19 protein-coding genes are annotated in these 24358 nt (G+C 66.8%); 8 read left to right on the top strand and 11 right to left on the bottom strand.

Annotation, left to right across the window (positions count from 1 at the left end; all coding sequences use genetic code 11):
• Window positions 1-16: 16 nt before the first annotated feature.
• The 4 genes from AAFF32_RS12100 to AAFF32_RS12085 all read right to left on the bottom strand — a co-directional run bounded on the left by AAFF32_RS12100 (window position 17) and on the right by AAFF32_RS12085 (window position 7521).
• Window positions 17-790, bottom strand: coding sequence for an NAD kinase (locus AAFF32_RS12100; RefSeq protein WP_216958064.1), 774 nt, complete (start codon window positions 788-790; stop codon window positions 17-19).
• Window positions 791-1068: 278 nt separating this feature from the next.
• On the bottom strand, window positions 1069-6102 hold the full coding sequence (locus tag AAFF32_RS12095; RefSeq protein WP_342315307.1) for an NAD-glutamate dehydrogenase domain-containing protein: 5034 nt from the start codon (window positions 6100-6102) through the stop codon (window positions 1069-1071).
• 60 nt (window positions 6103-6162) lie between these two features.
• On the bottom strand, window positions 6163-6288 hold the full coding sequence (locus AAFF32_RS12090) for a hypothetical protein (RefSeq protein ID WP_256448094.1): 126 nt from the start codon (window positions 6286-6288) through the stop codon (window positions 6163-6165).
• 27 nt (window positions 6289-6315) lie between these two features.
• On the bottom strand, window positions 6316-7521 hold the full coding sequence (locus AAFF32_RS12085) for an acyl-CoA dehydrogenase family protein (RefSeq protein WP_342317273.1): 1206 nt from the start codon (window positions 7519-7521) through the stop codon (window positions 6316-6318).
• Between the two features lie 178 nt (window positions 7522-7699).
• Here AAFF32_RS12085 and AAFF32_RS12080 point away from each other — a divergent pair, with 178 nt between their 5' ends.
• Genes AAFF32_RS12080 through AAFF32_RS12065 form a run of 4 tightly spaced genes read left to right on the top strand, consistent with a single transcriptional unit; the run spans window position 7700 to window position 13638 of the window.
• Entirely contained in the window at window positions 7700-8665 is a 966-nt protein-coding gene (locus AAFF32_RS12080; RefSeq protein ID WP_216958070.1) for a metalloregulator ArsR/SmtB family transcription factor, read from the top strand.
• A complete protein-coding gene (locus tag AAFF32_RS12075; RefSeq protein WP_216958072.1) occupies window positions 8665-9762 on the top strand; it encodes a homocysteine S-methyltransferase family protein in 1098 nt (365 codons plus the stop codon). The genes AAFF32_RS12080 and AAFF32_RS12075 overlap by 1 nt, the downstream gene beginning before the upstream one ends.
• 34 nt (window positions 9763-9796) lie before the next feature.
• Window positions 9797-12487 carry a methionine synthase gene (metH, locus tag AAFF32_RS12070; RefSeq protein ID WP_342315306.1) on the top strand — a complete coding sequence of 897 codons (2691 nt, stop codon included), beginning with the start codon at window positions 9797-9799 and terminating at the stop codon, window positions 12485-12487.
• Between the two features lie 2 nt (window positions 12488-12489).
• The gene (locus AAFF32_RS12065) at window positions 12490-13638 is read left to right on the top strand and encodes a prephenate dehydrogenase (protein WP_216958076.1); all 1149 of its coding nucleotides are present in this window, start codon (window positions 12490-12492) and stop codon (window positions 13636-13638) included.
• Window positions 13639-13772: 134 nt separating this feature from the next.
• On the opposite strand, the gene AAFF32_RS12060 is transcribed toward AAFF32_RS12065, so the two are convergent.
• From AAFF32_RS12060 to AAFF32_RS12030, 7 genes are all read right to left on the bottom strand, one after another.
• Window positions 13773-14405: a hypothetical protein gene (locus AAFF32_RS12060; RefSeq protein ID WP_342315305.1), complete on the bottom strand. Its 633-nt coding sequence runs from the start codon at window positions 14403-14405 to the stop codon at window positions 13773-13775.
• Window positions 14406-14411: 6 nt separating this feature from the next.
• Window positions 14412-16523 (bottom strand): acyltransferase family protein, encoded by a 2112-nt coding sequence (locus tag AAFF32_RS12055; RefSeq protein WP_342315304.1) that lies wholly within the window; start codon window positions 16521-16523, stop codon window positions 14412-14414.
• A 43-nt stretch (window positions 16524-16566) separates the two neighbouring features.
• A complete protein-coding gene (locus AAFF32_RS12050; RefSeq protein WP_342315303.1) occupies window positions 16567-17241 on the bottom strand; it encodes a DUF2058 family protein in 675 nt (224 codons plus the stop codon).
• Window positions 17242-17377: 136 nt separating this feature from the next.
• Window positions 17378-17623 carry a SlyX family protein gene (locus AAFF32_RS12045; RefSeq protein ID WP_254200128.1) on the bottom strand — a complete coding sequence of 82 codons (246 nt, stop codon included), beginning with the start codon at window positions 17621-17623 and terminating at the stop codon, window positions 17378-17380.
• Complete coding sequence (locus tag AAFF32_RS12040) at window positions 17620-18960, bottom strand: UDP-glucose/GDP-mannose dehydrogenase family protein (RefSeq protein WP_342315302.1); 1341 nt, start codon at window positions 18958-18960, stop codon at window positions 17620-17622. The genes AAFF32_RS12045 and AAFF32_RS12040 overlap by 4 nt, the downstream gene beginning before the upstream one ends.
• A 128-nt stretch (window positions 18961-19088) precedes the next feature.
• The gene (locus tag AAFF32_RS12035; RefSeq protein WP_342315301.1) at window positions 19089-19877 is read right to left on the bottom strand and encodes an FKBP-type peptidyl-prolyl cis-trans isomerase; all 789 of its coding nucleotides are present in this window, start codon (window positions 19875-19877) and stop codon (window positions 19089-19091) included.
• Between the two features lie 139 nt (window positions 19878-20016).
• Window positions 20017-20952, bottom strand: coding sequence for an FKBP-type peptidyl-prolyl cis-trans isomerase (locus tag AAFF32_RS12030; protein WP_342315300.1), 936 nt, complete (start codon window positions 20950-20952; stop codon window positions 20017-20019).
• Between the two features lie 457 nt (window positions 20953-21409).
• Between AAFF32_RS12030 and AAFF32_RS12025 the strand changes: the two genes are divergently transcribed.
• Genes AAFF32_RS12025 through AAFF32_RS12010 form a run of 4 tightly spaced genes read left to right on the top strand, consistent with a single transcriptional unit; the run spans window position 21410 to window position 24134 of the window.
• Window positions 21410-21820, top strand: coding sequence for a hypothetical protein (locus AAFF32_RS12025; RefSeq protein WP_342315299.1), 411 nt, complete (start codon window positions 21410-21412; stop codon window positions 21818-21820).
• A gap of 3 nt (window positions 21821-21823) precedes the next feature.
• Entirely contained in the window at window positions 21824-22192 is a 369-nt protein-coding gene (locus AAFF32_RS12020) for a GntR family transcriptional regulator (protein WP_216958097.1), read from the top strand.
• A complete protein-coding gene (locus tag AAFF32_RS12015; RefSeq protein WP_216958099.1) occupies window positions 22189-23079 on the top strand; it encodes an ABC transporter ATP-binding protein in 891 nt (296 codons plus the stop codon). Before AAFF32_RS12020 ends, AAFF32_RS12015 begins: the two co-directional genes overlap by 4 nt.
• Window positions 23076-24134, top strand: a complete 1059-nt coding sequence (locus tag AAFF32_RS12010) for a hypothetical protein (RefSeq protein WP_342315298.1) — start codon at window positions 23076-23078, stop codon at window positions 24132-24134. Before AAFF32_RS12015 ends, AAFF32_RS12010 begins: the two co-directional genes overlap by 4 nt.
• The last annotated feature ends 224 nt before the right edge of the window (window positions 24135-24358 follow it).

Genomic DNA, 24358 nt, shown 5'->3' with positions numbered 1-24358 from the left:
GCGCAAGCGGCCTGCCTCACCCAGCGATGAACTGCTCCGCCAGCATCCGCTCTTCCAGGTTGTGCTCCGGATCGAACAGCAACGTGACCGTGCGGTCGTGCGATTCGCGGATGGTCACTTCGACCACGTCGCGCACTTCGTGCGAGTCGGCGGTGGCGCTGACGGGGCGCTTGTATGGATCGAGCACGCGGAAGCGCACTTCGGTGTCGGCCTTGAGCACGGCGCCGCGCCAGCGACGCGGGCGGAATGCGGCGATCGGCGTCAGCGCGACCACGTTCGCGCCCAGCGGCAGGATCGGCCCGTGCGCGGAGAAGTTGTAGGCGGTGCTGCCGGCCGGCGTGGCCAACAGCACGCCGTCGCAGATCAGCTCGTCCAGACGCGTCTCGCCGTTGAGGTCGATGCGCAGGTGCGCGGCCTGGCGGGTCTGTCGCAGCAGCGAGACTTCGTTGTAGGCCAGTGAGCCGACGGTGGCACCGGACTCGGTCTGCGCGACCATCTCCAGCGGGCGCAGCACGGCCGGTTCGGCCGCATGCAGGCGCGCGTGCAGGCCCTCGCCGTCGTGGTGGTTCATCAGGAAACCGACGGTGCCCAGCTTCATGCCGTACACCGGTTTGCCCAGGCCGCCGTAACGGTGCAGCGTGGCGAGCATGAAGCCGTCGCCGCCCAGCGGTACGAGGATGTCGGCGTCTTCGGGTGCGTGCTGGCCATGGCGCGCGGTGAGCGAATGCAATGCGCGCTGCGCCTCTTCGGCGTTGCTGGCGAGGAAAGCGATGCGGGGCGTCGATGTCATCGGCGGCTCCAGGGTGACGGGGGGAGCATAACCGACGAGGCATGACGTTCGGATTGCCTTGGGACGCAGGCGGCCCGTCCATCCTTCGACTTCGGCCCTACGCTCAGCACGAACGGGGGCGGTCGCGTTGGCTCAGGCGGCAGCGATCGAGCATCACCGTTCGTGCTGAGCGTAGGGCCGAAGTCGAAGGATGGACGGGCCGGCGCCGCGCGTTCAATCCACGCAAAAGAAAAAACCCGGCACCAGGCCGGGCTTCTTCATTCCACTGCGACGACGGTTTACGCCGCCGACGCAACCTGCGCCAGGCGACGCACCGCCACCGACAGCGTCGGGTAGTCCAGCGCCTTCTGGCTGTGCAGGTCGGCGAACATCGCCAGCGTGAAGCGCAGCGAGGAATCGTCGCGCTTGAGCCAGGCTTCGACCTTCTGCTCCGCCGGCTTCTTGCCGCCTTCGGCGAGGATCTGCGAGACCAGCGAGCGCGCCTGCGTGGCCAGCTCGTCGCGCAGTGCACCGCGGGCCAGTGCCTGCCAGCGACCGTCGACCGGCAACTGCTCCACCTGCTCGTACAGCCACGGCAGGCTCAGCGCCGCGCCGAGCGAGAAGTAGGCCTTGGCCACTTCCAGCGGCGAGAGCTTGCGGGCCAGCGAGATCTCCACGACATCGCAGCCGAACTCCAGCAGCGGCAGCGCGGCGAGCTGTTCGGCCAACTGCGCCGGCACGCCCTTGCCCTTCCACTCGGCCACGCGCGCGTCGTATGCATCGCGACGCACGCCCGAGAGCACGCCCGGCAGCGCGGCGCGAACGGCGTTGAGGCCGTCGCTGTAACGCGCCATCGCATGCGTGATCTCCGGCATCTTGCCCGGACGCGACAGCAGCCAACGCGACATGGAGCGCAGCAGGTGCCAGATGACCTGCAGCGCATCGACCTGCACCGACTCCGGCACCTTTCCGTCGAGCGCATCGATCTGCGCCCACAGGTCGCGCGCATCCACCGCCTCGCGGGCGATGGTGTAGGCCTCGGCGACTTCGGCCGGCGTGCGACCGGTGTCCTCGGTCATGCGCAGGGTGAAGGTCGCGCCCATGCGGTTGACCATCGAGTTGGTCACCGCCGTGGCGATGATCTCGCGCTTCAGGCGGTGGCCTTCCATCGCCTTGGCGTACTTGGCCTGCAGCGGCTGCGGGAAGTAGCGCACCAGTTCCTTCGACAGGTACGGGTCTTCCGGCACGTTGGAATCCAGCAACTGCTGGAACAGCACGATCTTGCTGTACGACAGCAGCACCGCCAGCTCCGGACGCGTCAGGCCCTGGCCACGCGACTTGCGCTCGGCGATCTCGGCGTCGGACGGCAGGAACTCGATCTGGCGATCCAGCAGGCCCTGCGATTCCAGCGTGCGGATGAAGTGCTGCTTGGAACCCAAGCGATGCACGCTCATCCGCTCCATCAGGCTGATGGCCTGGTTCTGGCGGTAATTGTCGGTGAGCACCAGCTGGCCGACTTCGTCGGTCATCTGCGCGAGCAGCTTGTTGCGCTCGGGCAGCGTCAGCTTCTTCTTCTGCACTTCGCCGTTGAGCAGGATCTTGATGTTCACCTCATGGTCGGAGGTGTCCACGCCGGCGGAGTTGTCGATGAAGTCGGTGTTGAGCAGCACGCCGTGCTGCGCAGCCTCGATGCGGCCCAGCTGGGTCATGCCCAGGTTGCCGCCCTCGCCCACCACCTTGCAGCGCAGGTCGCGACCGTTGACGCGCAGCGCGTTGTTGGCGCGGTCGCCGACGTCGGCGTTGGTCTCGCTCGTCGCCTTCACGTAGGTACCGATGCCGCCGTTCCACAGCAGGTCGACCGGCGCCTTGAGGATCGCGCTGAGCAGTTCCGCCGGGCTGAGCGCGGTGATCGACGCGTCGATGCCGAGCGCCGTCTTGATTTCCGGCGACAGCATGATCGACTTGGCCGAGCGCGGGAACACGCCGCCGCCCTTGCTGATGAGCGACTTGTCGTAGTCGTCCCAGCTCGAACGCGGCAGCTTGAACATGCGCTCGCGTTCCTTGAACGTCTTCGCGGCATCCGGGTTCGGATCCAGGAAGATGTGGCGGTGGTCGAACGCGGCCAGCAGGCGGATGTGCTTGCTCAGCAGCATGCCGTTGCCGAACACGTCGCCGGACATGTCGCCCACGCCGACGACGGTGAAGTCCGCCTTCTGGCTGTCGCGGCCCATGGCGCGGAAGTGGCGCTTGACCGACTCCCACGCGCCGCGCGCGGTGATGCCCATGCCCTTGTGGTCGTAGCCCACTGAACCGCCCGAGGCGAAAGCGTCGTCCAGCCAGAAGCCGTGCGCGCGCGCGATGCCGTTGGCGATGTCGGAAAAAGTGGCAGTGCCCTTGTCGGCGGCGACGACGAGGTACGGGTCGTCGTTGTCGTGGCGCACCACGTTCGACGGCGGCACGACCTTGCCGTTCACCAGGTTGTCGGTGATGTCGAGCAGGCCGTTGATGAAGCGCTTGTAGCAGGCCACGCCTTCGTTGAACCACGCGTCGCGGTCGACGGTGGGATCCGGCAGCTGCTTGGCGAAGAAGCCGCCCTTCGAACCGACCGGCACGATGACGGTGTTCTTGACCATCTGCGCCTTCACCAGGCCCAGCACTTCGGTGCGGAAATCTTCGCGACGGTCGGACCAGCGCAGGCCACCGCGTGCGACCGGGCCGAAGCGCAGGTGCACGCCTTCCACGCGCGGACCGTAGACGAAGATCTCGCGATACGGACGCGGCTTCGGCAGGTCCGGAACCTTCGACGAATCGAACTTGAAGCTGATGTAGTCGGCCGGGCCGCCGTCGGCGCGCAGGCCGTCCTTGTACTGGATGTAGTAGCTGGTGCGCAGCGTCGCATCGATCACGCCGATGAAGCTGCGCAGGATGCGGTCTTCGTCCAGGCTGGCGACGCGGTCGAACAGACCCTTGAGCGCATTGCGCGTGGCTTCGACCTGCACGTCGCGCTTGCCGGCGCGGGCTTCGATCGCCGGCTCCAGCGTGGCGAGCGTGGCTTCGTCGCCGTGTGCGAGCGCCTGCAGCTGGGCGCGGAACTGCTCCATGCCGGCCTTGATCTCGGCCTTGGACTCGTTGCCGGTGACCGGATCGAACTTGGCTTCGAACAGCTCCACCAGCAGGCGCGCCAGCAGCGGATAACGGTTGACCGTTTCTTCCACGTAGCTCTGCGAGAACGGCACGCCGACCTGCAGCAGGTACTTGCAGTAGCCGCGCAGCATCGCGACCTGGCGCCACGACAGGTTGGCGGTGAGGATCAGGCGGTTGAAGCCGTCGTTCTCGGCATTGCCGCGCCAGATCTGCGCGAAGGCCTGCTCGAAGTTCTCGTCGAGGTTGGACACGTCCAGGTTCGGATCGTTGGTCTCGACCTCGAAGTCCTGGATGAACACGGTCTGGCCGTTCGCCTGCAGACGGTACGGGTGCTCGGAGATCACCCGCAGGCCCATGTTCTCCATCATCGGCAGCGCGTCCGACAGCGGGATGTCGTCGTTCTGGCGATAGAACTTGAAGCGCAGGCCGCCGTCGCCGTTGTGCGCGCGGTAGAGGCTCAGGCGCAGGTCGTCCGGACCGCTCAGCGCGGCCAGGTGCTCGACGTCGTCGGCGGCTACGTCGGCGCTGACTTCTTCGATGTAGCCCGCCGGCAGTGCGCGACCGTAGGTGTTGGTGAGCGTGAGGCCGCGCTGCTCGCCGTGGCGGGCGACCAGCCTCTCACGCAGGTCGTCCTGCCAGTTGCGCACCAGCTTGGACAGCTCGGCTTCGATCTTCGCGCTGTCGGTCTCGATCGTCTCGCCGGACTTCGGACGTACGATCAGGTGCACCTGCGCCAGCGGCGATTCGCCGCCCAGCGTGACGGAGGAATCCACGTGCTCGCCGTGCAGCTCGCGCTTGAGCATGGACTCGATGCGCAGGCGAACGTCGGTGTTGAAGCGGTCGCGCGGGATGTAGACCAGCACCGAGAAGAAGCGGCCGTAACGGTCGCGGCGCAGGAACAGCTTGCTGCGCACGCGCTCCTGCAGGCCGAGGATGCCGGTCGCGGTGCGCAGCAGTTCCTCTTCGCTGGACTGGAACATCTCGTCGCGTGGCAGCGATTCCAGGATGTGGCGCAGCGCCTTGCCGCTGTGGCTGTCGGGCTTCAGGCCGGACTGCTGCATCACGTAGTTGTGACGCTGGCGCACCAGCGGGATGTCCCACGGGCGACGGTTGTACGCGCTGGAGGTGTACAGGCCGAGGAAGCGCTCCTCGCGCACCGGCTTGCCCTTGGCGTCGAAGCTGAGCACGCCGATGTAGTCCATGTAGCCCGGACGGTGCACGGTCGCGCGCGAGTTGGTCTTGGTCAGGATCAGCGCATCGACCGAACCGGACTGCGGCATGTAATGCGCCGCCAGCGAGGTCAGCAGGCGCGGCTTGCCCACGTCCTTACCACGCAGCAGGCCCATGCCCGAGGACTTCACCGCGCTGAGCACTTCCGCGCCGCCCTTTTCGACGACTTCGTACTCGCGATAGCCCAGGAACGTGAAGTGGTTGTCGGACGCCCAGCGCAGGAACTCCTGCGCCTCGCGCTTGCCGGCCTCGCTCACGGGCAGGTTGCGCTGCGCCAGTTCTTCGGCGACCTCGCGCATCTTGACCTGCATCTGCGGCCAGTCGCGCACGGATGCACGCACGTCGGCCAGCACCGCTTCGATCGCCTTGGCGATCTTCGGCATCGCCTCGGCCGGCTGGCGGTCGATTTCCAGATGCATCAGCGATTCGGGCTGGCCTTCGCCGACGGCGAGGATCTTGCCCGTCTTGTCGCGCTGGAACAGCACCACCGGGTGGCCCAGCACGTGCACGCCGATGCCCTGCTCGGCCAGCGCCATCGTCACCGAGTCGACCAGGAACGGCATGTCGTCGTTGGCGATCTGCACGACGGTGTGGGTGGACTCCCAGCCTTCGCCCTTCATCGTCGGGTTGAACAGGCGCACGAGCGCCGAACCGGGCTTGCGTGCGCGGGCGAAGTCGAGGAAATCGGCGGCCAGCTCGGCCCAGCCCTGCGCGTCGTGCTGCGGCAGCTCGTCGCTGCTCATGCGCTTGTAGAAGGCGTTGATGAACGCTTCGGCCTCGGCGTGGCGCGCCTTGGGCAGGTGCTTGCGCATCGCCTCGACGATCGGCGCAAGCGACACGCTGTCGTCCTTGGTGCCGTTCTTCGCAATGGCCTTGGTGGAGGTGCTCTTTGACGACGCGCGTTTGGCCGGCTCGGCCTTGGCGGCAGGTTTGGCAGCAGCGTTACGTTTGGTGCTCATGGCAACGGAAGTTCCAATGGAAGAAGGCCCACGCTCTTCGCGTGGGCCGGGGGATACGGTTCAGTACGGGCTGTTCGCGGGCGCGATCTGGCGCGAGGCCGCGTGTGCGGCGTTCTCGCGCTCACTCCAGTCGCGACCGCGGTCGACAGGGCAGGCGGTGGGACGTGACGATCCGAAACGTTTCATGTCGGTTTCGTGCGTGCCGGCGGCCCGTCAGCGCAGGCCGGTCTCGTTGCGGGCGATCACCAGGCGCTGGATCTCGCTGGTGCCTTCGTAGATCTCGGTGATCTTGGCGTCGCGGAAGTAGCGCTCCAGCGGCATTTCTTTCGAGTAGCCCATGCCGCCGTGGATCTGCACGGCCTGGTGCGTGATCCACATCGCCGCTTCCGAAGCCGTCAGCTTGGCGATGGCCGCCTCGTTGCTGAAGCGCGCGCCGCCCTTGTCGTACTCGCCCTTCTGCCAGGCCGCGCGCAGCGTGAGCAGCGTGGCCGCGTCGAGCTTGCACTTCATGTCGGCGATCTTCGCCTGGGTCATCTGGAACGTGCCGATGGCCGCGCCGAACGCCTTGCGCTCGCGCACGTATTCAAGGGTCCTTTCGTAGGCCGCGCGGGCGATGCCGATGGCCTGGCTGGCGATGCCGATGCGGCCGGCGTCGAGCACGCTCATGGCGATCTTGAAGCCGTGGCCGACGTCGCCGAGCACGTCTTCAGGCTGCGCGACGTAACCGTCGAACTCGATCTCGCACGTGGCCGAGGCGCGGATGCCGAGCTTGGGCTCGGTCTTGCCGCGATGGAAGCCGGCGCGATCGCCGTCGACCATGAACGCGGTGATGCCGCGCGCGCCCTTGTCCGGGTCGGTCATGGCGAACAGGACGAAGTACTTGGCGACCGGGCCGGAGGTGATCCAGCTCTTCTTGCCGTTGATGACGTAGGTGCCGTCGGCCTGCTTCGTCGCCTTGCAGCGCATCGCGGTGGCGTCGGAACCGGACTGCGGCTCGGTCAGCGCGAAGGCGCCGATCTCGCGGCCTTCGGCGATCGCACGCACGTACTTCTGCTTCTGCTCCTCGGTGCCGAACTTGAGGATGCCGTTGCAGAACAGCGAGTTGTTCACCGACATGATGGTGGAGTGCGCGGCGTCGCCCGCCGCGATCTCGATCATCGCCAGCACGTAGCTGATCGGGTCCATGCCGGCGCCGCCGTACTCGGCCGGCACCTCGATGCCCATCAGGCCGTTCTCGCCCAGCGTGCGGATGTTCTCGAGCGGAAACTCGCCCGTCTTGTCGTGGTGCTCGGCGCTGGGAGCAATCTTTTCCTGGGCGATGCGGCGGGCCACATCCTGGATCAACAATTGCTCTTCGGTGAAGCTGAAATCCACGTCGATACCTCGTGCTTGAGTATTTGATCTTGCGAGCCCGCGAATTGTAACTGGCTCGTGTCGGGCGAGGCCATTGCGCGGCGCCGCATGCGGCCCTTCCCGCCCGTTTGCGGAAAACCCCGTTCCCGAACGCGCGGCGTGATACCGCTACCTTCACGTTGCCCTTGACCCTGCGCGCCTTGCGGACGAAACTTATCGCTATATCGCGATAGGTTGATGAAACATGGATCTGGAAGGCTGGTCCTCACGCTTGAAGGTGTTTGCCGACGCCACCCGCGTCCGCCTGCTCGCCCTGCTGGAGCGTGAGGAACTGACCGTGGCCGAGCTGTCCGCCATCACCCGCCTCGCCCAGCCGCGCGTCTCCACCCACCTGGCCAAGCTGAAGGAGGCCGGGCTGGTGCGCGACCGCCGGGCCGGCGTGTCGGCCTATTACCGCTTCGATGACGGCGCCCTGGACCCCGCCCAGCGCGCCCTGTGGCAGACCCTGCGCGAGGGCAGCGACGACCCGCTGCTGCGCCAGGACGCCGAGCGCGTCACTCATGTCCTGGCCTCACGCGCGGCCGACCAGAACTGGGCGGACTCCGTGGCCGGCGACATGGAGCGTCATTACTCGCCCGGCCGCACCTGGGAAGCCATGGCGCGCTCCGCCCTGCCGCTGCTGGAGCCCGGCGACGTGCTCGACGTGGCCTCCGGCGACGGCGTGCTGGCCGAACTGCTCGCCCCGCATTCGAACCGCTACGTCTGCCTGGACTCCAGCACCAAGGTCGTGCTGGCCGCCTCCGAACGCCTGCGCAAGCTCAAGAACGTCGAAGTGCGTGAGGGCGACATGCACGCCCTGCCCTTCACCGACGCGCACTTCGACCTGGTCGTGCTGATGCACTCGCTCACCTACGCCGAGCACCCCGCCCAGGCCGTGGCCGAGGCGGTGCGCGTGCTGCGCCCGGGCGGCCGCCTGCTGCTGACCAGCCTGGCGCGTCATGAGCACCGCAACGTGGTGGAAGCCTATGGCCACGTGAATCTGGGTTTCAGCGAGAAGGACCTGCTGAAGTTCGCGACCCGGGCCGGCCTCGACGTCACCAGTTGCGAGACCGTGACCCGCGAACGCCGCCCGCCCCATTTCGAAGTGATCGCGCTGATCGGCCGCAAGGGCGGCGACAGTGCGACCCGCAAGACCACGAGGAAGTCCTGATGAGCGCCCTGCCCTGGCTGAACCCCGCGCGTGCCGAAGCGCTGCAGCACCTGCTGCGCGAGCGCATCCTGGTGATCGACGGCGCGATGGGCACGATGATCCAGCAGCACGAGCTGGACGAGGCGGCCTACCGCGGCGAGCGCTTCGCCAGCGGCTACGACCACGCCTACGACCACGTCGAGCACGTGCACGAGGAAAACTGCGGCTGCGCGCGCGACCAGCGCGGCAACAACGATCTGCTCACGCTGACCCAGCCGGACATCATCCGCGGCATCCATGCGCAGTACCTGGACGCAGGCGCGGATCTGGTGGAAACCAACACCTTCAATTCGACGACGGTGTCGCTGGCCGACTACGGCCTGGAGCACCTCGCGCGCGAACTCAACGAAGCCGGCGCGCGCCTGGCCCGCGACGCATGCGACGCGGCCGAGGCGAAAGACCCCTCGCGCCCGCGCTTCGTCATCGGCGTGCTCGGCCCGACCAGCCGCACGGCCTCCCTGAGCCCGGACGTGAACCGCCCCGGCTTCCGCGCGATCACCTTCGACGAACTGCGCACGGCCTACCGCGAGGCCGCCGACGGCCTGATCGACGGCGGCGCCGACGTGCTCATGGTCGAGACGGTGTTCGACACGCTCAACGCCAAGGCGGCGCTGTTCGCCATCGAAGAGGCATTCGATGCGCGCGGCGTGCGCCTGCCGGTGATGGTGTCCGGCACGATCACCGATGCCAGCGGCCGCACGCTTTCGGGCCAGACGGCCGAAGCGTTCTGGTACTCGCTCCGCCACGCACAGCCGCTGGCCATCGGTCTGAACTGCGCGCTCGGCGCAAAGGACCTGCGCCAGCACGTCGACGTGCTCGCCCAGGTCTCCGACGCCTACGTCAGCACGCACCCCAACGCGGGCCTTCCCAACGCGTTCGGCGGTTACGACGAAACGCCGGAGGACATGGCCGCGGTGCTGAGCGAATTCGCGCGCTCGGGGCTGCTCAACCTCGTGGGCGGTTGCTGCGGCACCACGCCGGCACACATCGCGGCGATTGCCCAGGCCGTCGCCGGCGTAGCGCCGCGCGCGTTGCCTGCGCTGGTCGCCGCGGCCTGACGCGCCTGTCGATACACCAAGGAATTCGCAACAGATGAACCTCGCACTACCCCGGCAGACGCGGCTGAGCGGCCTGGAGCCGCTGCAGATCACGCCCGAATCCAACTTCATCAACGTCGGTGAGCGCACCAACGTCACCGGCAGCGCGCAGTTCAAGAAACTCATTCTTGAAGGCCGCCTGGATGAAGCGGTTGTCGTCGCCCGCCAGCAGGTGGAGAACGGCGCGCAGGTCATCGACGTCAACATGGACGAAGGCCTGCTCGATTCCGAGCGCGCGATGGTCGAGTTCCTCAACCTCATCGCCGCCGAGCCGGACATCGCGCGCGTGCCGGTGATGGTGGACAGCTCCAAGTTCAGCGTGATCGAGGCCGGCCTGAAGTGCCTGCAAGGCAAGGGCATCGTCAACTCGATCTCGATGAAGGAAGGCGAGGCCGAGTTCCTGCGCCAGGCGCGACTCGTGCGTCGCTACGGTGCGGCGGTCGTGGTGATGGCCTTCGACGAAGCCGGCCAGGCCGACACGATCGAACGCAAGGTCGAGATCTCCTCGCGCGCCTATCGCCTGCTGACGGAAGAGATCGGCTTCCCGCCGGAAGACATCATCTTCGATCCGAACGTGTTCGCCATCGCCACCGGCATCGAGGAACACAACGACTATGCGGTGGCCTTCATCGAGGCCACGCGCGAGCTGAAGCGGCGCTTCCCCTTCAGCCACATCTCCGGCGGCGTGTCGAACGTCAGCTTCTCCTTCCGCGGCAACGAGCCGGTGCGGCAGGCGATCCACGTCGTGTTCCTGTACCACGCCATCAAGGCCGGCATGGACATGGGCATCGTCAACGCCGGCGCGCTGCCGCTGTACGACGACCTGGACGCCGACCTGCGCGAGCGCGTCGAGGACGTGGTGCTCAACCGCCGCAGCGATGCGACCGAACGCCTGCTGGAGATCGCCGACCGCTACAAGGGCAAGAAGGGCGAGAAGAAGGTCGAGGACCTCGCCTGGCGCGAGAAGCCCGTGCGCGAACGCCTGTCGCACTCGCTGGTGCACGGCATCGATCAGTACATCGAAGCCGACACGGAAGAGGCGCGCGCGCTGTCGACGCGTCCGCTCGATGTCATCGAAGGCCCGCTGATGGACGGCATGAACGTGGTCGGCGATCTGTTCGGCGCCGGCAAGATGTTCCTGCCGCAGGTGGTGAAATCCGCGCGCGTAATGAAGAAGGCCGTGGCCTACCTGCTGCCGTACATCGAAGCCGAGAAGCTCCGCACGGGCGATGTCGGCAAGTCCAACGGCAAGATCGTCATGGCGACCGTCAAGGGCGACGTGCACGACATCGGCAAAAATATCGTCGGCGTGGTGCTGGCGTGCAACAACTTCGACGTGGTCGACCTGGGCGTGATGGTGCCGGCGCAGGTCATCCTCGATCGCGCGAAAGCGGAGAACGCCGACCTGATCGGACTTTCCGGCCTGATCACGCCGTCGCTGGAGGAAATGAGCCACGTCGCGCGCGAGATGCAGCGCCAGGGCTTCCAGGTCCCGTTGCTGATCGGCGGCGCCACCACGTCGCGCGCGCACACCGCGCTGAAGATCGATCCGCATTACAAGTCGCCCACCGTGTGGGTGAAGGACGCCTCGCGCGCGGTCGGCGTGGCGCAGTCGCTGATCAGCCCGGACCTGCGCGGCAACTTCGTCGCCGCCAACGACGCCGACTACGCCGAGATCCGCCAGCGTCACAAGCAGCGCGGCGACGGCAAGCGCCTGGTGTCGCTGGAGAAGGCCCGCGGCCAGCGTTTCGAGGGTGGCTGGAACGATTATGTTCCGCCGGCCCCGAAGCAGCCGGGTCTGCACGTGTTCGACGACTACCCGCTGGCGGAACTGCTCGATTACATCGACTGGACGCCGTTCTTCAACACCTGGGAACTGGCGGGCAAGTTCCCGGCGATCCTCACCGACGAGGTCGTCGGCACGCAGGCCAGCGAGCTCTACCGCGATGCGAAGGCGATGCTCAAGCGCATCGTCAATGAGAAGTGGCTGACCGCGAAGGCGGTGTTCGCGCTGTGGCCGGCCAACGCGATCGGCGATGACGTCATCGTCGATGCGAACGGCACGACCGCCACCCTGCACTTCCTGCGCCAGCAGGTCGACAAGCCGGCCGATCGCCCGGATTTCTGCCTTGCCGATTTCATCGCACCCAAGGACAGCGGCCGCCAGGACTGGATCGGCGGCTTCGCGGTGACGGCCGGCATCGGCATCGAAGAGCACGTCGCACGCTTCGAAGCCGACCATGACGATTACAACGCGATCCTGCTCAAGGCGCTGGCCGACCGCTTCGCCGAAGCATTGGCCGAACGCCTGCACGAGCGGGTACGCAAGCAGTTCTGGGGCTACGCCAGCGCCGAGACGCTCGACAATTCGGCGCTGATCGAGGAAGCCTACGAAGGCATCCGTCCGGCGCCCGGCTATCCGGCCTGCCCGGAACATAGCGAAAAAGGCACGCTGTTCCGCCTGCTCGACGCGGAGCATCATGCGGGTGTGCGCCTCACCGAGAGCTTCGCCATGTATCCGGCCGCTGCAGTCTCCGGTTATTACTTCAGCCATCCGAAGAGCCAGTACTTCGTGGTCGGCCGCGTATCAAAGGAACAGGTCGAGGACTACGCGCGTCGCAAGGGCGTGAGCCTGGCGCAGGCCGAACGCTGGCTGGCGTCTAACCTAGACTACGATCCGGAATAGCCGTGGCGCACGGGCCGTCGCCGGTCATCGGCATCGTGGGCATCCACGGTGCGTACGGCCGCTGGCTGCGCACGTTCTTCGAAGGCCGCATGGGTCTGACGGTCGTGGGCCACGACGTCGTCGGCGACGACACGATGGCGCCCATCGAGTTGGTCCGGCGTGCCGACGTGCTGATCTTCAGCGCGCCCATACGCCGCACGCCGACACTGATCAGCGAGTACGTGACGCTGGCCGACGGTGCCGAGCGTGGGCGTCTGTGGATGGACGTCACCTCCACCAAGGACGCGCCGGTGGCGGAGCTGCTGCGCTCGCAGGCCGAGGTGGCGGGACTGCACCCGATGACGGCGCCGCCGAAGACGCCGACGCTGAAGGGACGCGTGCTGGCCGTTTGCCCGGCCCGCATTGAAGCATGGCGGGAATGGTTCAAAGGCTTCCTTGCGCTGACCGAAGCCGAATGCGTCACCGTCGAACCGGCCGAGCACGACCGCGCCATGGCGCTGGTGCAGGGCCTGGTGCACGCCGCGCACATGGCGCAGGCCGACGTCATCCGTGAGTTCGCCCCGCCGCTGGGCGGTCTCGAACGCCTGCATCCGCTGCGCACGGTCGGATACGAACTCGACCTCACCGTCACCGAGCGTATCCTCTCGGGCAATCCGGCGATCTACGAGGACATCCAGTTCGAGAACCCGCATGTGCTTCCGGCGCTGGATCGCTTCGCGCAGGCCATCGACTTTCTGCGCGCGCGGGTACGTCACGGTGGCGAGGAGGCACGAGGCGAAGTCCGTTCACGCCTGCTCGACGAGGGCGCGGCGTTTTTCGGGACTTCGACCCTGGCGGCCGGCAGCCACGGATTCGAGCGGCTGGGGTATCTGCTTGCCGATCTGGAAAGCCCGAACTATCTCAACGTGTTCCTGCCCGAAGACTGCCCGGGTTCGCTGCGCGCGCTGCTGGCGGTGTTCGAGCGCCGCGGCATCAACCTCGCCTCGATCCACTCTTCGCGCACGCCAGACGGCGAACTGCATTTCCGCATCGGGCTGGATCCTGCGCAGGTTCGCGCGATGTCACCGGACGACGTTTCCACACTCTCCGCCAGCATCCAGGACGAAGGCATCGGCCGTGTTCTGCACGGTCGCGGCTTGCAGCGCGCATAGCGCCGACCGCGGCCAGTACCTCGTCAACGGTCGCGCGTCAGCTGGCGCAAACGGAACGCGGGCCGGCGTTGATCTTCGACTACAACCCGGAGCGAACTTAGCTGACGAAGGTAGCGACCGCCTGGGCGCATTCCTCAGCGCGGATCTGCAGCAGGAAGTGCGGCGCGTCGAAGCGATGCACCTGCATCCCGGGCACGATGCCGGCCAGGACCTTCGCCGCAGACTGGCCGATCAGGCGATCCTGGGACGCTTGCAGACATAGAGTAGGCACGGCAATTGTCGCGTGTCGCATCGACCGATAGCGCCTCGATCGCACGAACGCGGATCACGTCGGAATGCACGTGCGACAGGGCCAGCCTCAACGCGTCTACACGCTCGCGAGTGCGCCAGCGCCCCCATAGCAAGATCGACAGCATGGAAACGGGCGGGCTGCGAAACGGAACGAACGACGCGCAGCGCGACAGCCAAGCCTTGCCGGGCAGGTCTACCCGTGCGAACGATGCGCATAGGACCAGCGCCTTCATTCCAGCGGAGGCCTCACGCGCCAGGGAAAGCGCGATGGGGCCGGAAAAGGATTCCGCGATGAGGACAAACTCGCCCGCCGGAAGCCGGGCTCGCACGAACTCGTGGAGTTGCCGATAGCCAAGCGGCTCGTCCGGCGGATATGCAACCACCTGGACGTCGAAGTGCCGTCCAAGTGATTGCACGAAATCGGAAAGCAACGAGCCCGTTCCATCCATGCCGGGCAGGATGACTGCCTTCAGCATGCGTGCCTACCGGGCCAGATCATCCGGCATCTGGTACTTCTGACCCGCCGAACCAGGCCGCACCGATGACAGGTGCGCCAGAAACGCCGGTGTCAGCTTGCGGTTGGCGTAACCGCTGATGTGGTCCCCGTCGAAGTACAGGGGGCGACCGCCCTCCTCCACGCGGCATGTCGCCTCCGGGCACAGCAGCGGGAATGGATCCCACACGCTCACGCCGGGGACCTGCGCGGCGATCTGCGCGAAGGCATCCATCACCGGCCGGCGCAAGGCCTGCAAGTCTTCGCGCGACATGGTCAGCCCCTCGTTGCACGCCGGATTGCCGCGACTGAACCAGTCGGCGCAACGGTACGGCGGCGAGCGGAAGATCGGCTTGGGCGCCTCGAACACGATGGAGATTCCGCGCTCGCCGAGCGGCTTGAGCAGGCCGCTCGCCATTGCCTCGGCTTCCTGCCGGCTCGCCACGGCCGCATCGCCGAAGACGGCGTTGCGAACTTCGGCTGGATCGAAACTCGCCCATTGGTCCGCATAACGCGGCAGGCGAAGCGCAGGAAGGAACAGGACGTCGCCCGCCTGCGCACGCCTTTGCACGTCCGCCAGCGCCGCCTCGCCGAATGCGCGGCAATGAGGCAGTCGGTAGTCGCGCGACGGTTGCAGGTTGATGAAGGAACATCCCGCACGCGTATACAGGTAAACGTCGCGCCCGCTCTGCTCGGCGACGCGCGCCATCAAGCCGGCGTACGCCGCCGCGTGCGAGTCGCCGATGACGAACAGCCGCCCGACTTGCGATGGCTGCGCGCAGGATGACTTCGAGTAGATGCGCACGTCGGCATCGGGCACGGTCTCGACGTGACCGACCGCGGCGCAGTCCGGATACACCGGGCGCGTTTCGCGGCCCATCGGGTACCAGTCTTCGGCGTGCCGCGCGATCACGCTCAGCGACAGCTCCGGCTGCATGCGCCCGACTTTCCGGTACACGCCCATGAAGGCGAAGATCGCCACCACACCGACGCCGATGACGGCCAACTTGCGCGCATTGCGGAACACCGCCGCATGACGGAACGGCGTCTCGATGAAGTAGTAGGACAGCGCCGCCATCGCGAACGTGAGTACCAGCGCGAAAGCCTGAATCGACACGGACTCCAGCCCCACCGTCCATCGCAGCAGCACGAACACGGGCCAGTGCCACAGATAGAGGGAGTACGACAGCCTGCCCACCCAGCGAACAGGACCGCTCTGGAGCACGCCACGCAGCGGGCCACCGGCATCGGCCCGATGCAGGAACGCGAGCAGCCCCAGCGTTCCGAGCACGGGCAGCACCGCGTCGGGCCAGGGCGAGTGCCCCGCACGCGCGGTGATCAGTCCATAGCCGAGGGCGAGGAGCGACAGCACCGCGCCGGCCGTGGCAGCCCACGCGGGAATTCGCGAGAGCGCGCCGGGCGCGTTCGAACGCGTGAGCATCTGGAACAGCAGCACACCGGCGGCCAGTTGCCAGAAACGCGTGGTGAGCATGTAGAACGCCAGCGCCGGCTGCGACTGCGCCACCTGCGTGACGTACACCAGCGAAGCCACCAGGCCCAGCGCGAACAGCGCCATCGACCCGTTGCGCCCGCGCCGACCGTAGGCCCAGGCGAAGAACAGCAGCGGGAAGAGCACGTAGAACTGCTCTTCCACGCCCAGCGACCACGTATGCGTATACGGATTGAACTCGACCTTGGGCGAAAAATAATCGCCGTCGGTTCGCAGCAGGACGAAGTTGCTCAGGCCCACGAAGGCCCAGCGACCGACCTCGTTGCTGGTGTCGCTAAGCCATGCCTGCGGAATGAACAACGCGCTCGCCAGCCCGGTGATCATCAGGCACGCCACCAGCGCCGGCGCGATGCGGCGAATGCGACGCGCGTAGAAGTAGCCCAGGTAGTCGAGCAGGCGCGGCCTGTGGAAGTGCGCCATCGATGCGCTCACCACGAAGCCGGAGATCACGAAGAAGACATCCACGCCCGTGAAGCCGCCCGGCAACAGGCGCGGATCGAGGTGGTAGGCGATGACCGAAAGCACGGCCAACGCACGCAGGCCGTCTATGTACGGGAAATAGCGATGGCGCGTGTCGTCCGTGACGTGCATGCGTCGGAAGTTCTCGAAAAATCGTGGGGCCGAATGGCCGCGCCTACCAGACCAGATCGTCGGGCACCTGGTACTGCGGGTCGGCGTAGGGATCGAGCTCGGCAGGCGCGTTCGGATCGATCTTGAGCGCGACGGCCGGCGCGAAGATCGCCTCGGCCTGCGCAAGCAGTTCGGCCGTCACCAGCAGATAGCGTCCGTCCATCTGCAGCACGCCCAGTTCGCCCGCGTTGAGCGCCTTCAGCTGTGCTTCGTTGACGTAGATGCGCTTGATCTTGCCGCCGTACGGAAAATGGCGGGCGATCTCGGCAGCTGCATCGTTCAGCGACTTGTCCTTGACCAGTTCGGCCAGCTTCGCACGCGCCTCGCGACGCTGGCGCGCTTCTTCCTGCTTGGCGGCCTCGGCGGCGATGCGCTCGTCCTTCTCACGCTGGGCGCGGATGGCGTAGGCCTTGGCCAGATCGATGTCCTCGCGGGACTGCGGCCGACCGCCCGGGCGCGGACCGCCGGGCTTGCCACCGCCCGGTTTGCCACCGTGCGGCTTGCGCTGATCGGGTTTGCGAGGATCTGCGCTGCGCGCGTCCGGCCGGCCCTGCGGCTTGCCGGCGTGGCGGTTTTCCGGCTTGCCGCGACGTTCGTCCTTGGCTGGCGCGGTGCGCTCGGGCTTGGGGGCGGGCTTGAAACCCAGGCCCATCAACTGGTCGCGGAGGCTGTTGCTCATCGTGCTACAGGAAGGATGACGGCTGATGCCGAAGTATAGGCAGCCGGCGCCGTCAGCGCTCGGCCGCAGGGACGAATCGTCGGTGTCCAGTCATGCGGCAGCGCCCGGGAAGGCCTCGGCTGCCACCCTGCCCGCCTCAATAATGCGGCGGCGGCGGTTCCTGCGACGCGTCGGCCGAGAACGGGTTGGCCGCCAGCGCGCTGCGCATTTGCTTGAGTTCTTCCAGCACGCGATGCATCACCAGCGCGTTGCGGACTTCCTCGTCGCGCGCGGCAGCCAGCGCGTCGCTCAGCTCGGACAGCGCCTGCTCCTGGAACGCGAGCCGCGTTTCCAGATCGATGATCCGCCGTTCGAGCTCGTCCTGGTTCTGCGCCATCGTCATTCCGACTGGATCGAGCGCCCGCGCCCGATCCCGTAATACGCCAGCCCCGCGGCCTCGACCTCATCGGGGTGATACAGATTGCGCCCGTCGAAGATCGCCGCATCGGCCAGCGATTGCTTCAGTCGCGAAAAATCCGGGCTGCGGAACTGCTTCCACTCCGTCACCACCACCAGCGCATCGGCGTCGGCCAGCGCGGCGCGTGCCGAGTCGCACAGCACCAGGTCGTCCCGATCACCGAAGATGCGGTGCGCCTCCTCGCTGGCCTCCGGGTCGTACGCGCGCACCTTCGCGCCCGCGTCCCACAGCTGCTGCAGCAGGCGGCGGCTCGATGCCTCGCGCATGTCGTCGGTGTTCGGCTTGAACGCCAGGCCCCACACCGCGAAGGTCTTGCCGGCGATGTCGCCGACGTAATGGCGCTGGATCAGTTCGAACAGATGGCCCTTCTGCCGATCGTTCACCCCTTCCACGGCGCCCAGCAGCTGCGCTTCGTAGCCGTGCTGCTGCGCGGTGCGATGCAGCGCCTGCACGTCCTTCGGGAAGCACGAACCGCCGTAACCCGCGCCGGGATAGATGAAATGCCAGCCGATGCGCGGGTCCGAACCGATGCCCTGTCGCACCATCTCCACGTCCGCGCCCACGCGCTCGGCGATGTTCGCGATCTCGTTCATGAAGCTGATCTTCGTCGCCAGCATCGCGTTGGCGGCGTACTTGGTCAGTTCGGCCGAACGCACGTCCATCACCACGATGCGCTCGTGGTTGCGGTTGAACGGCGCATACAGGCGCTTGAGCCGCTCCACGGCCGTCGTGCTGCTGGCGCCGATGACGATGCGGTCCGGGCGCATGCAGTCGTTGACGGCGTCGCCTTCCTTGAGGAATTCCGGATTGGACGCGACCTCGAACGCCAGGTCGGCGCCGCGCGCGGCCAATTGCGCCGCGATCTCCGTGCGCACCTTGTCGGCGGTGCCGACCGGCACGGTCGACTTGTTGACGACCACCGACGGCCGCTCCAGGTGCTGGCCGATCGTGCGCGCCACCGCCAGCACGTACTTGAGGTCGGCGCTGCCGTCCTCGTCCGGCGGCGTGCCGACCGCGATGAAGATGACGTCGCCATGCGCGACCGACGCCGCGGCGTCGGTGGTGAAGCTCAACCGGCCCGCGGCGTGGTTGGCCTTCACCATCGGCTCCAGGCCCGGCTCGTAGATCGGAATCACACCGCGGTTGAGGCCGTCGACCTTGGCCTGGTCGATATCCACGCAGACCACGTCATGGCCCACGTCCGCCAAACAGGTGCCCGTGACCAGGCCGACGTATCCGGTACCGAAGATGGTGACGCGCATGCGGTTCCTCTGAAGCGAAAGGCGGAGACGGAAAACGGTAGCGACTGGCGGGTGAACGGCATGCGGCCGTCACCCGCCGGAAGCGTCCCTGCGCTATCCGATCGTTCCCGTCGCGCGTTGCGACCGGCTTACTTGCCGGCGCCCGGCTTCACGATGTCGAGCAGTTCGACTTCGAACACGATCGTCGCGTTCGGGCCGATCGGACCGGCACCCTGCTCGCCGTAGGCAAGCTTGCTCGGAATCCAGAAGCGGTACTTGCTGCCCACCGGCATCAGCGGAATGCCTTCCTGCCAGCCCGGCACCATCTGGCTCAGCGGGAAGTTCGCCGGTTCGCCGCGGTCGTAGGAACTGTCGAAGGTCTTGCCGTCGAGCAGCGTGCCCTTGTAATGCGCGGTCACGACATCGTTGACCGTGGGCTTGGGACCCTTGCCCTCGGTGATCACCTGGTACTGCAGGCCCGACGCGGTGGTCACCACGCCCGGCTTCTTGCTGTTCTCGGCGAGGAACTTCTCACCGTCCTCCAGGTTCTTCTTCGCGTCGGCGATCATCTTGTCAATGCGCTTCTGCTGCAGCTTCTTGGCGAAGGCCTCGCGGATCTCGCCGGCCTGCTTCTCGTCCAGCAGCGGCTTCTCGCCGGCGAGCGAGGCCTTGAGCGCCTTGTTCAGCGTGTCCAGGTCGATCTCGTCCTTGACCTGCTCCAGCGAGCGCGCCATGTCCATGCCGATCATGTAGCTGACCTGCTCCTTCTCCGTCGCCAGGCCCGGAATCGCCTTCGCGCCGTCCTTGCCGGCCTGTGCGGCGGCCGCGTCGGTCTTGGCGGCATCGGCCTTTTCGGCAGGCTTGTTGCAGGCGGCGGTCAGCGCGGCGAGCGAGGCGACGGCCAGGACAAGGCCGGTGTGGCGCGGGGTGAACTTCATCGGGCTAAAGCTCCAGTGAGGAAGGATCGCCGGGAGGAATGCCCGTCCCGGCGTTGCGGCCTGACAAACTGCCAGCGCCGAACTGAACCAAAGGCCTACCGCGCGAACGCCGCGCGGCATACCGCGACGCAGTGCCGAATTACAGGATCGCCATCAGTTCGACATCGAACACCAGCGTGGCGTTCGGACCGATCGGGCCACCCGGCGTGCCGTTGGCACCGTAGGCGAGATCGCCCGGGATCCAGAAGCGGAACTTGCTGCCCACCGGCATCATGCCGACGCCTTCGGTCCAACCCGCGATGACCTGGTTGAGCGCGAATTCGGCCGGCTGGTTGCGCGCGTAGGAGCTGTCGAACACGGTGCCATCCAGCAGCTTGCCTTCGTAATTGACGCGCACGCGGTCGGTGGCCTTCGGACGCGGGCCCGAGCCCTGGCGCAGCACCATGTACTGCAGGCCGGAACCGGTGGTGATCACGCCCTTCTGCGTCTTGTTCTGGGCGAGGAGCTTCTCGCCTTCGGCCTTGTTCTTGCCGCCCAGCTCGGCCGCCTGCGCCTGCATCTTCGCCTGCACCTTCTGCTGGAAGGACTGGCGCACGGCGCCCAGCTCGGCCTCGCTCAACAGCGGCTGGCCCTTGTCGAACGAGGTGCGGATCGCCTGGATAACCACCGGCAGTTCAACCTCGTCCTTGATCGGCGCGAGCGAACGACCGACGTCGGCGCCGACCAGGTAAGCGACCTTGTCCTTCGGCACGTCCGGCGCCTTGGTGCCGGCCGGCGCCTGGCCGGTGCGCGCGGCGATGCGCTGCATCAGCGCGGGGCCGACGGTCTGCGCTTCGGTCTCGGTGATCAGCGGCTTGCCGCCGTCGAAGGCGTTCTGAATGGCGCGCTGGAATGCGGCCAGGTCGATGTCGGGCGCCAGCGGCGTGAGCGACTGGGCGATGTCGGTGCCCACCATGTAGCTGGTCTTTTCACGTTCGGTCGTCAGCACGGTCTTGTCCTGGGCAGAGGCCGCCGCGCCGATCAGCGTGGCCGCAGTGGTGAGCAACACGGCGGTGCCGCGCAGAAATGCCTTCATCGGGAACCTACTCCGTATGGGTTTGTCGGCCGGCGTTCTGCCGGCAGCTTGCGATGCACGGCACCGACGATAGGCGCGGCGCGCGACACAAGCCGTGCATTGTCGCGGCATGAACGCGTGGCGGCAATCGTCTGCGTGTCTACCCGCGACGTCGGCACAAAGCCGTGAACGCTGCGCCTGGGCGCGACGCAGGTCAGCGCGACGATGCACCTGCACGCATCGCGGGGCGCTGCCGTCCGTCGCCACGCCTGCAATAGACACCCCGGGCAAAGACAAGCCGATCGTGCGGCGGGATGCTGGGAAGTCCCGCGTCTACCTCCAGGCTGAACAGGGACACCCCTCTCCCGAGACCGTTGGTCGGCCTATGCCATCAGTTGGGTAGAAGCCAGTTGACCGGTCGTATTTTGGTGTTATAGTTGCCTACAACACCGGTCTACTAACGAGCAGGACGTTCACCATGAACCGCAGGTTCCAGAACTCGCTCACCGCCCTGCTGGCTTCCGGCTCGGCCCTCGCGCTTTGCCTGGCGCTGGCGATGCCGGCCCCGCACAAGGCGCAGGCCAACCCGGTCGCGCTGCAGTTCGGCCCGATCGACGCCACCTTCACCCCGACCGACGCCTCGCTCAGCCAGCAGCAGAACATCGACGCGCTGGCCCGCAGCATCGAGCACCGCGCCGACCAGATCGACACCCTTTCCGACGCCGCCACCCTGGCGGCGGAGATCGCCACCGCCGCGGCCTTGGCCCAGGCGGTGAAGGAAGCCCGTGAAACCGCTGATATCGAACCCGAACACAAGGCAAGGACTGCCGCCCGGCATCGCCGGCAAACCCTAGTCATGCCTTATTTCTCATTCGCACCGCGGGGCTGAACCATGACCGCAATCCAATGGAGCGACGGCGCTCCGATCTACCGCCAGCTCAAGGAGCGCGTCATCGCGATGATGCTCGACGGGGTCCTGAAGCCGGGCGACGCACTTCCCTCCGTGCGACAGGTTGCCGCCGAATACCAGCTCAATCCCATCACCGTCTCGCGCGCCTATCAGGAATTGGCGGACGAGGCTCTCGTCGAGAAACGCAGGGGTCTTGGCATGTACGTGACCGAAGAGGCGGCAAAGAAACTGCTGTTCAATGAACGCGAACGCTTCCTGCGCGAGGAATGGCCGCTGGTGCTGGAACGCATCATGCGACTGGGCCTCACGGCAGAAGAGCTGCTGACCCCGGCCCAGGCAGGTACGCAATGAACGCACTCGCCGAAAACATCTCCACCGCCGCGCCGGTCGTCAACGCTCGTGGGCTTCGCAAGGCCTACAAGAACAAGCTTGCCCTGGACGACGCCGCGTTCCAGATCCCGGCCGGCCGCATCGTCGGCCTGATCGGCCCCAACGGCGCGGGCAAGACGACCGCGCTCAAGGCCATCCTCGGCCTGATTCCGTTCGAGGGCGAGCTGCGCGTGCTCGGTCGCGATCCCCGCACCGAGCGCGATGAACTGATGCGCGATGTCTGCTTCATCGCCGACGTGGCCGTGCTGCCGCGCTGGATCCGGGTGAAGGAAGCCATCGAGTTCGTCGCCGGCGTGCACCCGCGCTTCGACCGTGCCAAGTGCGAACGCTTCCTCGCCCACACGCAGCTCAAGCCGCAGATGCGCGTGCGCGAACTGTCCAAGGGGATGATCGTGCAGCTGCACCTGGCGCTGGTGATGGCCATCGACGCCAAGCTGCTGGTGCTCGACGAACCCACGCTGGGCCTGGACATCCTCTACCGAAAGCAGTTCTACCAGCGCCTGCTGGAAGACTACTTCGACGAGGAGAAGACCATCCTGGTCACCACGCACCAGGTCGAGGAGATCGAGCACATCCTCACCGACGTCATGTTCATCCGCGACGGAAAGGTCGTGCTGGACAACGACATGGAGACGCTCGGCGAGCGCTTCACCGAAGTGCTGGTCAACGGCGAGAAGTCCGGCGAAGCGCGCGCGCTCAAGCCGATCGACGAGCGCGCCCTGCCCTTCGGCAAGACGGTGATGCTGTTCGACGGCATTCCGCGCGAACAACTGGCCGGACTGGGCGAGACCCGCACGCCGGGCCTGGCCGACCTGTTCGTCGCCACCATGAAGGGGACCTACGCATGAATGCGATCAACGAATCCCACGAGCTCCCCCGCTCCACCGCCGTGGCCGCGCCGCATCGGACGCATACCTTCAAGATGCTGATGAAGCGCGAGTTCTGGGAGCACAAGGGCGGCTTCCTGTGGGCACCGCTGGTGGCCGGCGGCATCCTGCTACTGCTGACGCTGATGGGCATCGGTGCGGGCGAAGTGCTGCTGCGCAAGGTGCCGGACAAGGCGACGATCAACGTCGAAGGCGGCAGCTTCCAGGTCAACGGCCTGAACCTGTCGCAGCTCACCGCCAACATGAGCCCGAGCGAGCTGCGCGAGTTCGGCGGCGTGATCGACGCCAGCCTCTACATGGCCGCCAGCTGGCCCTTCATCGTGCTGGCCTTCGTGGTGTTCTTCTACTGCCTGGGCAGCCTGTACGACGACCGCCGCGACCGCAGTGTGCTGTTCTGGAAGTCGCTGCCGATCTCCGACCGCGACACCGTGCTGTCCAAGGTCGCCAGCGCGACGCTGATGGCACCGGTCATCGCCGCCCTCGCCGCAATCGCGGTGGTCTTCGGATCGATGGTGGTCTACAGCCTGGTCGTGCTGCTGCACGGCGGCAACCCGTACACGATGCTGTGGGGCCCGGCGAGCCCGCTGAAGGTCAGCCTGCACCTGATCGCCTCGATTCCGGTTTACGCACTGTGGGCGCTGCCGACCGTGGGCTGGCTGATGCTGTGTTCGTCGTGGGCGAAGAGCAAGCCGTTCCTGTGGGCGATCATGATCCCGGTCTTCGCCGGCATCTTCGTCAGCTGGTTCGATCTGATGCACCTGTTCGACCTGGAAACCGGCTGGTTCTGGAAGAACGTCGTCGCCCGCAGCCTGCTCAGTGCGGCCCCGGGTTCGTGGTTCGATGCGGCGCAGATCGGCGACATCGACGTCGACGGCCCGCAGGCCATCCACTCGGTCCTGAGCCTGCGCACGATGTACTCGGTGCTGGCGACGCCGCAGCTGTGGGTCGGTGCACTGGCTGGCGCGGCGATGATCTTCGGCGCGATCCGTCTGCGTCGCTGGCGGGATGAGGGATGAGGCACGCCGCTTGCGCGGCACTGCCGCGCGGCGTGCCGAACGCCCGGCCACGGATGGCCGGGCCGGGCGATCCGAAGCCCACAACCTGACGCCACGGACGGCAGCCACAGTTTTTCCGAAGCGGCGCTTTTGAAGATGAAAGCGACCGCAAGCCCCCAGATGGCAGGCCACCCGAGCCTCCACCAAGCACCACAAGCCGCATCCGTCTTCACCCAAGCAACGCC

Source organism: Lysobacter sp. FW306-1B-D06B, assembly GCF_038446665.1.
In the GTDB taxonomy this organism is placed as follows: domain Bacteria; phylum Pseudomonadota; class Gammaproteobacteria; order Xanthomonadales; family Xanthomonadaceae; genus Lysobacter_J.
This window is presented reverse-complemented; position numbering and strand designations above follow the sequence as displayed.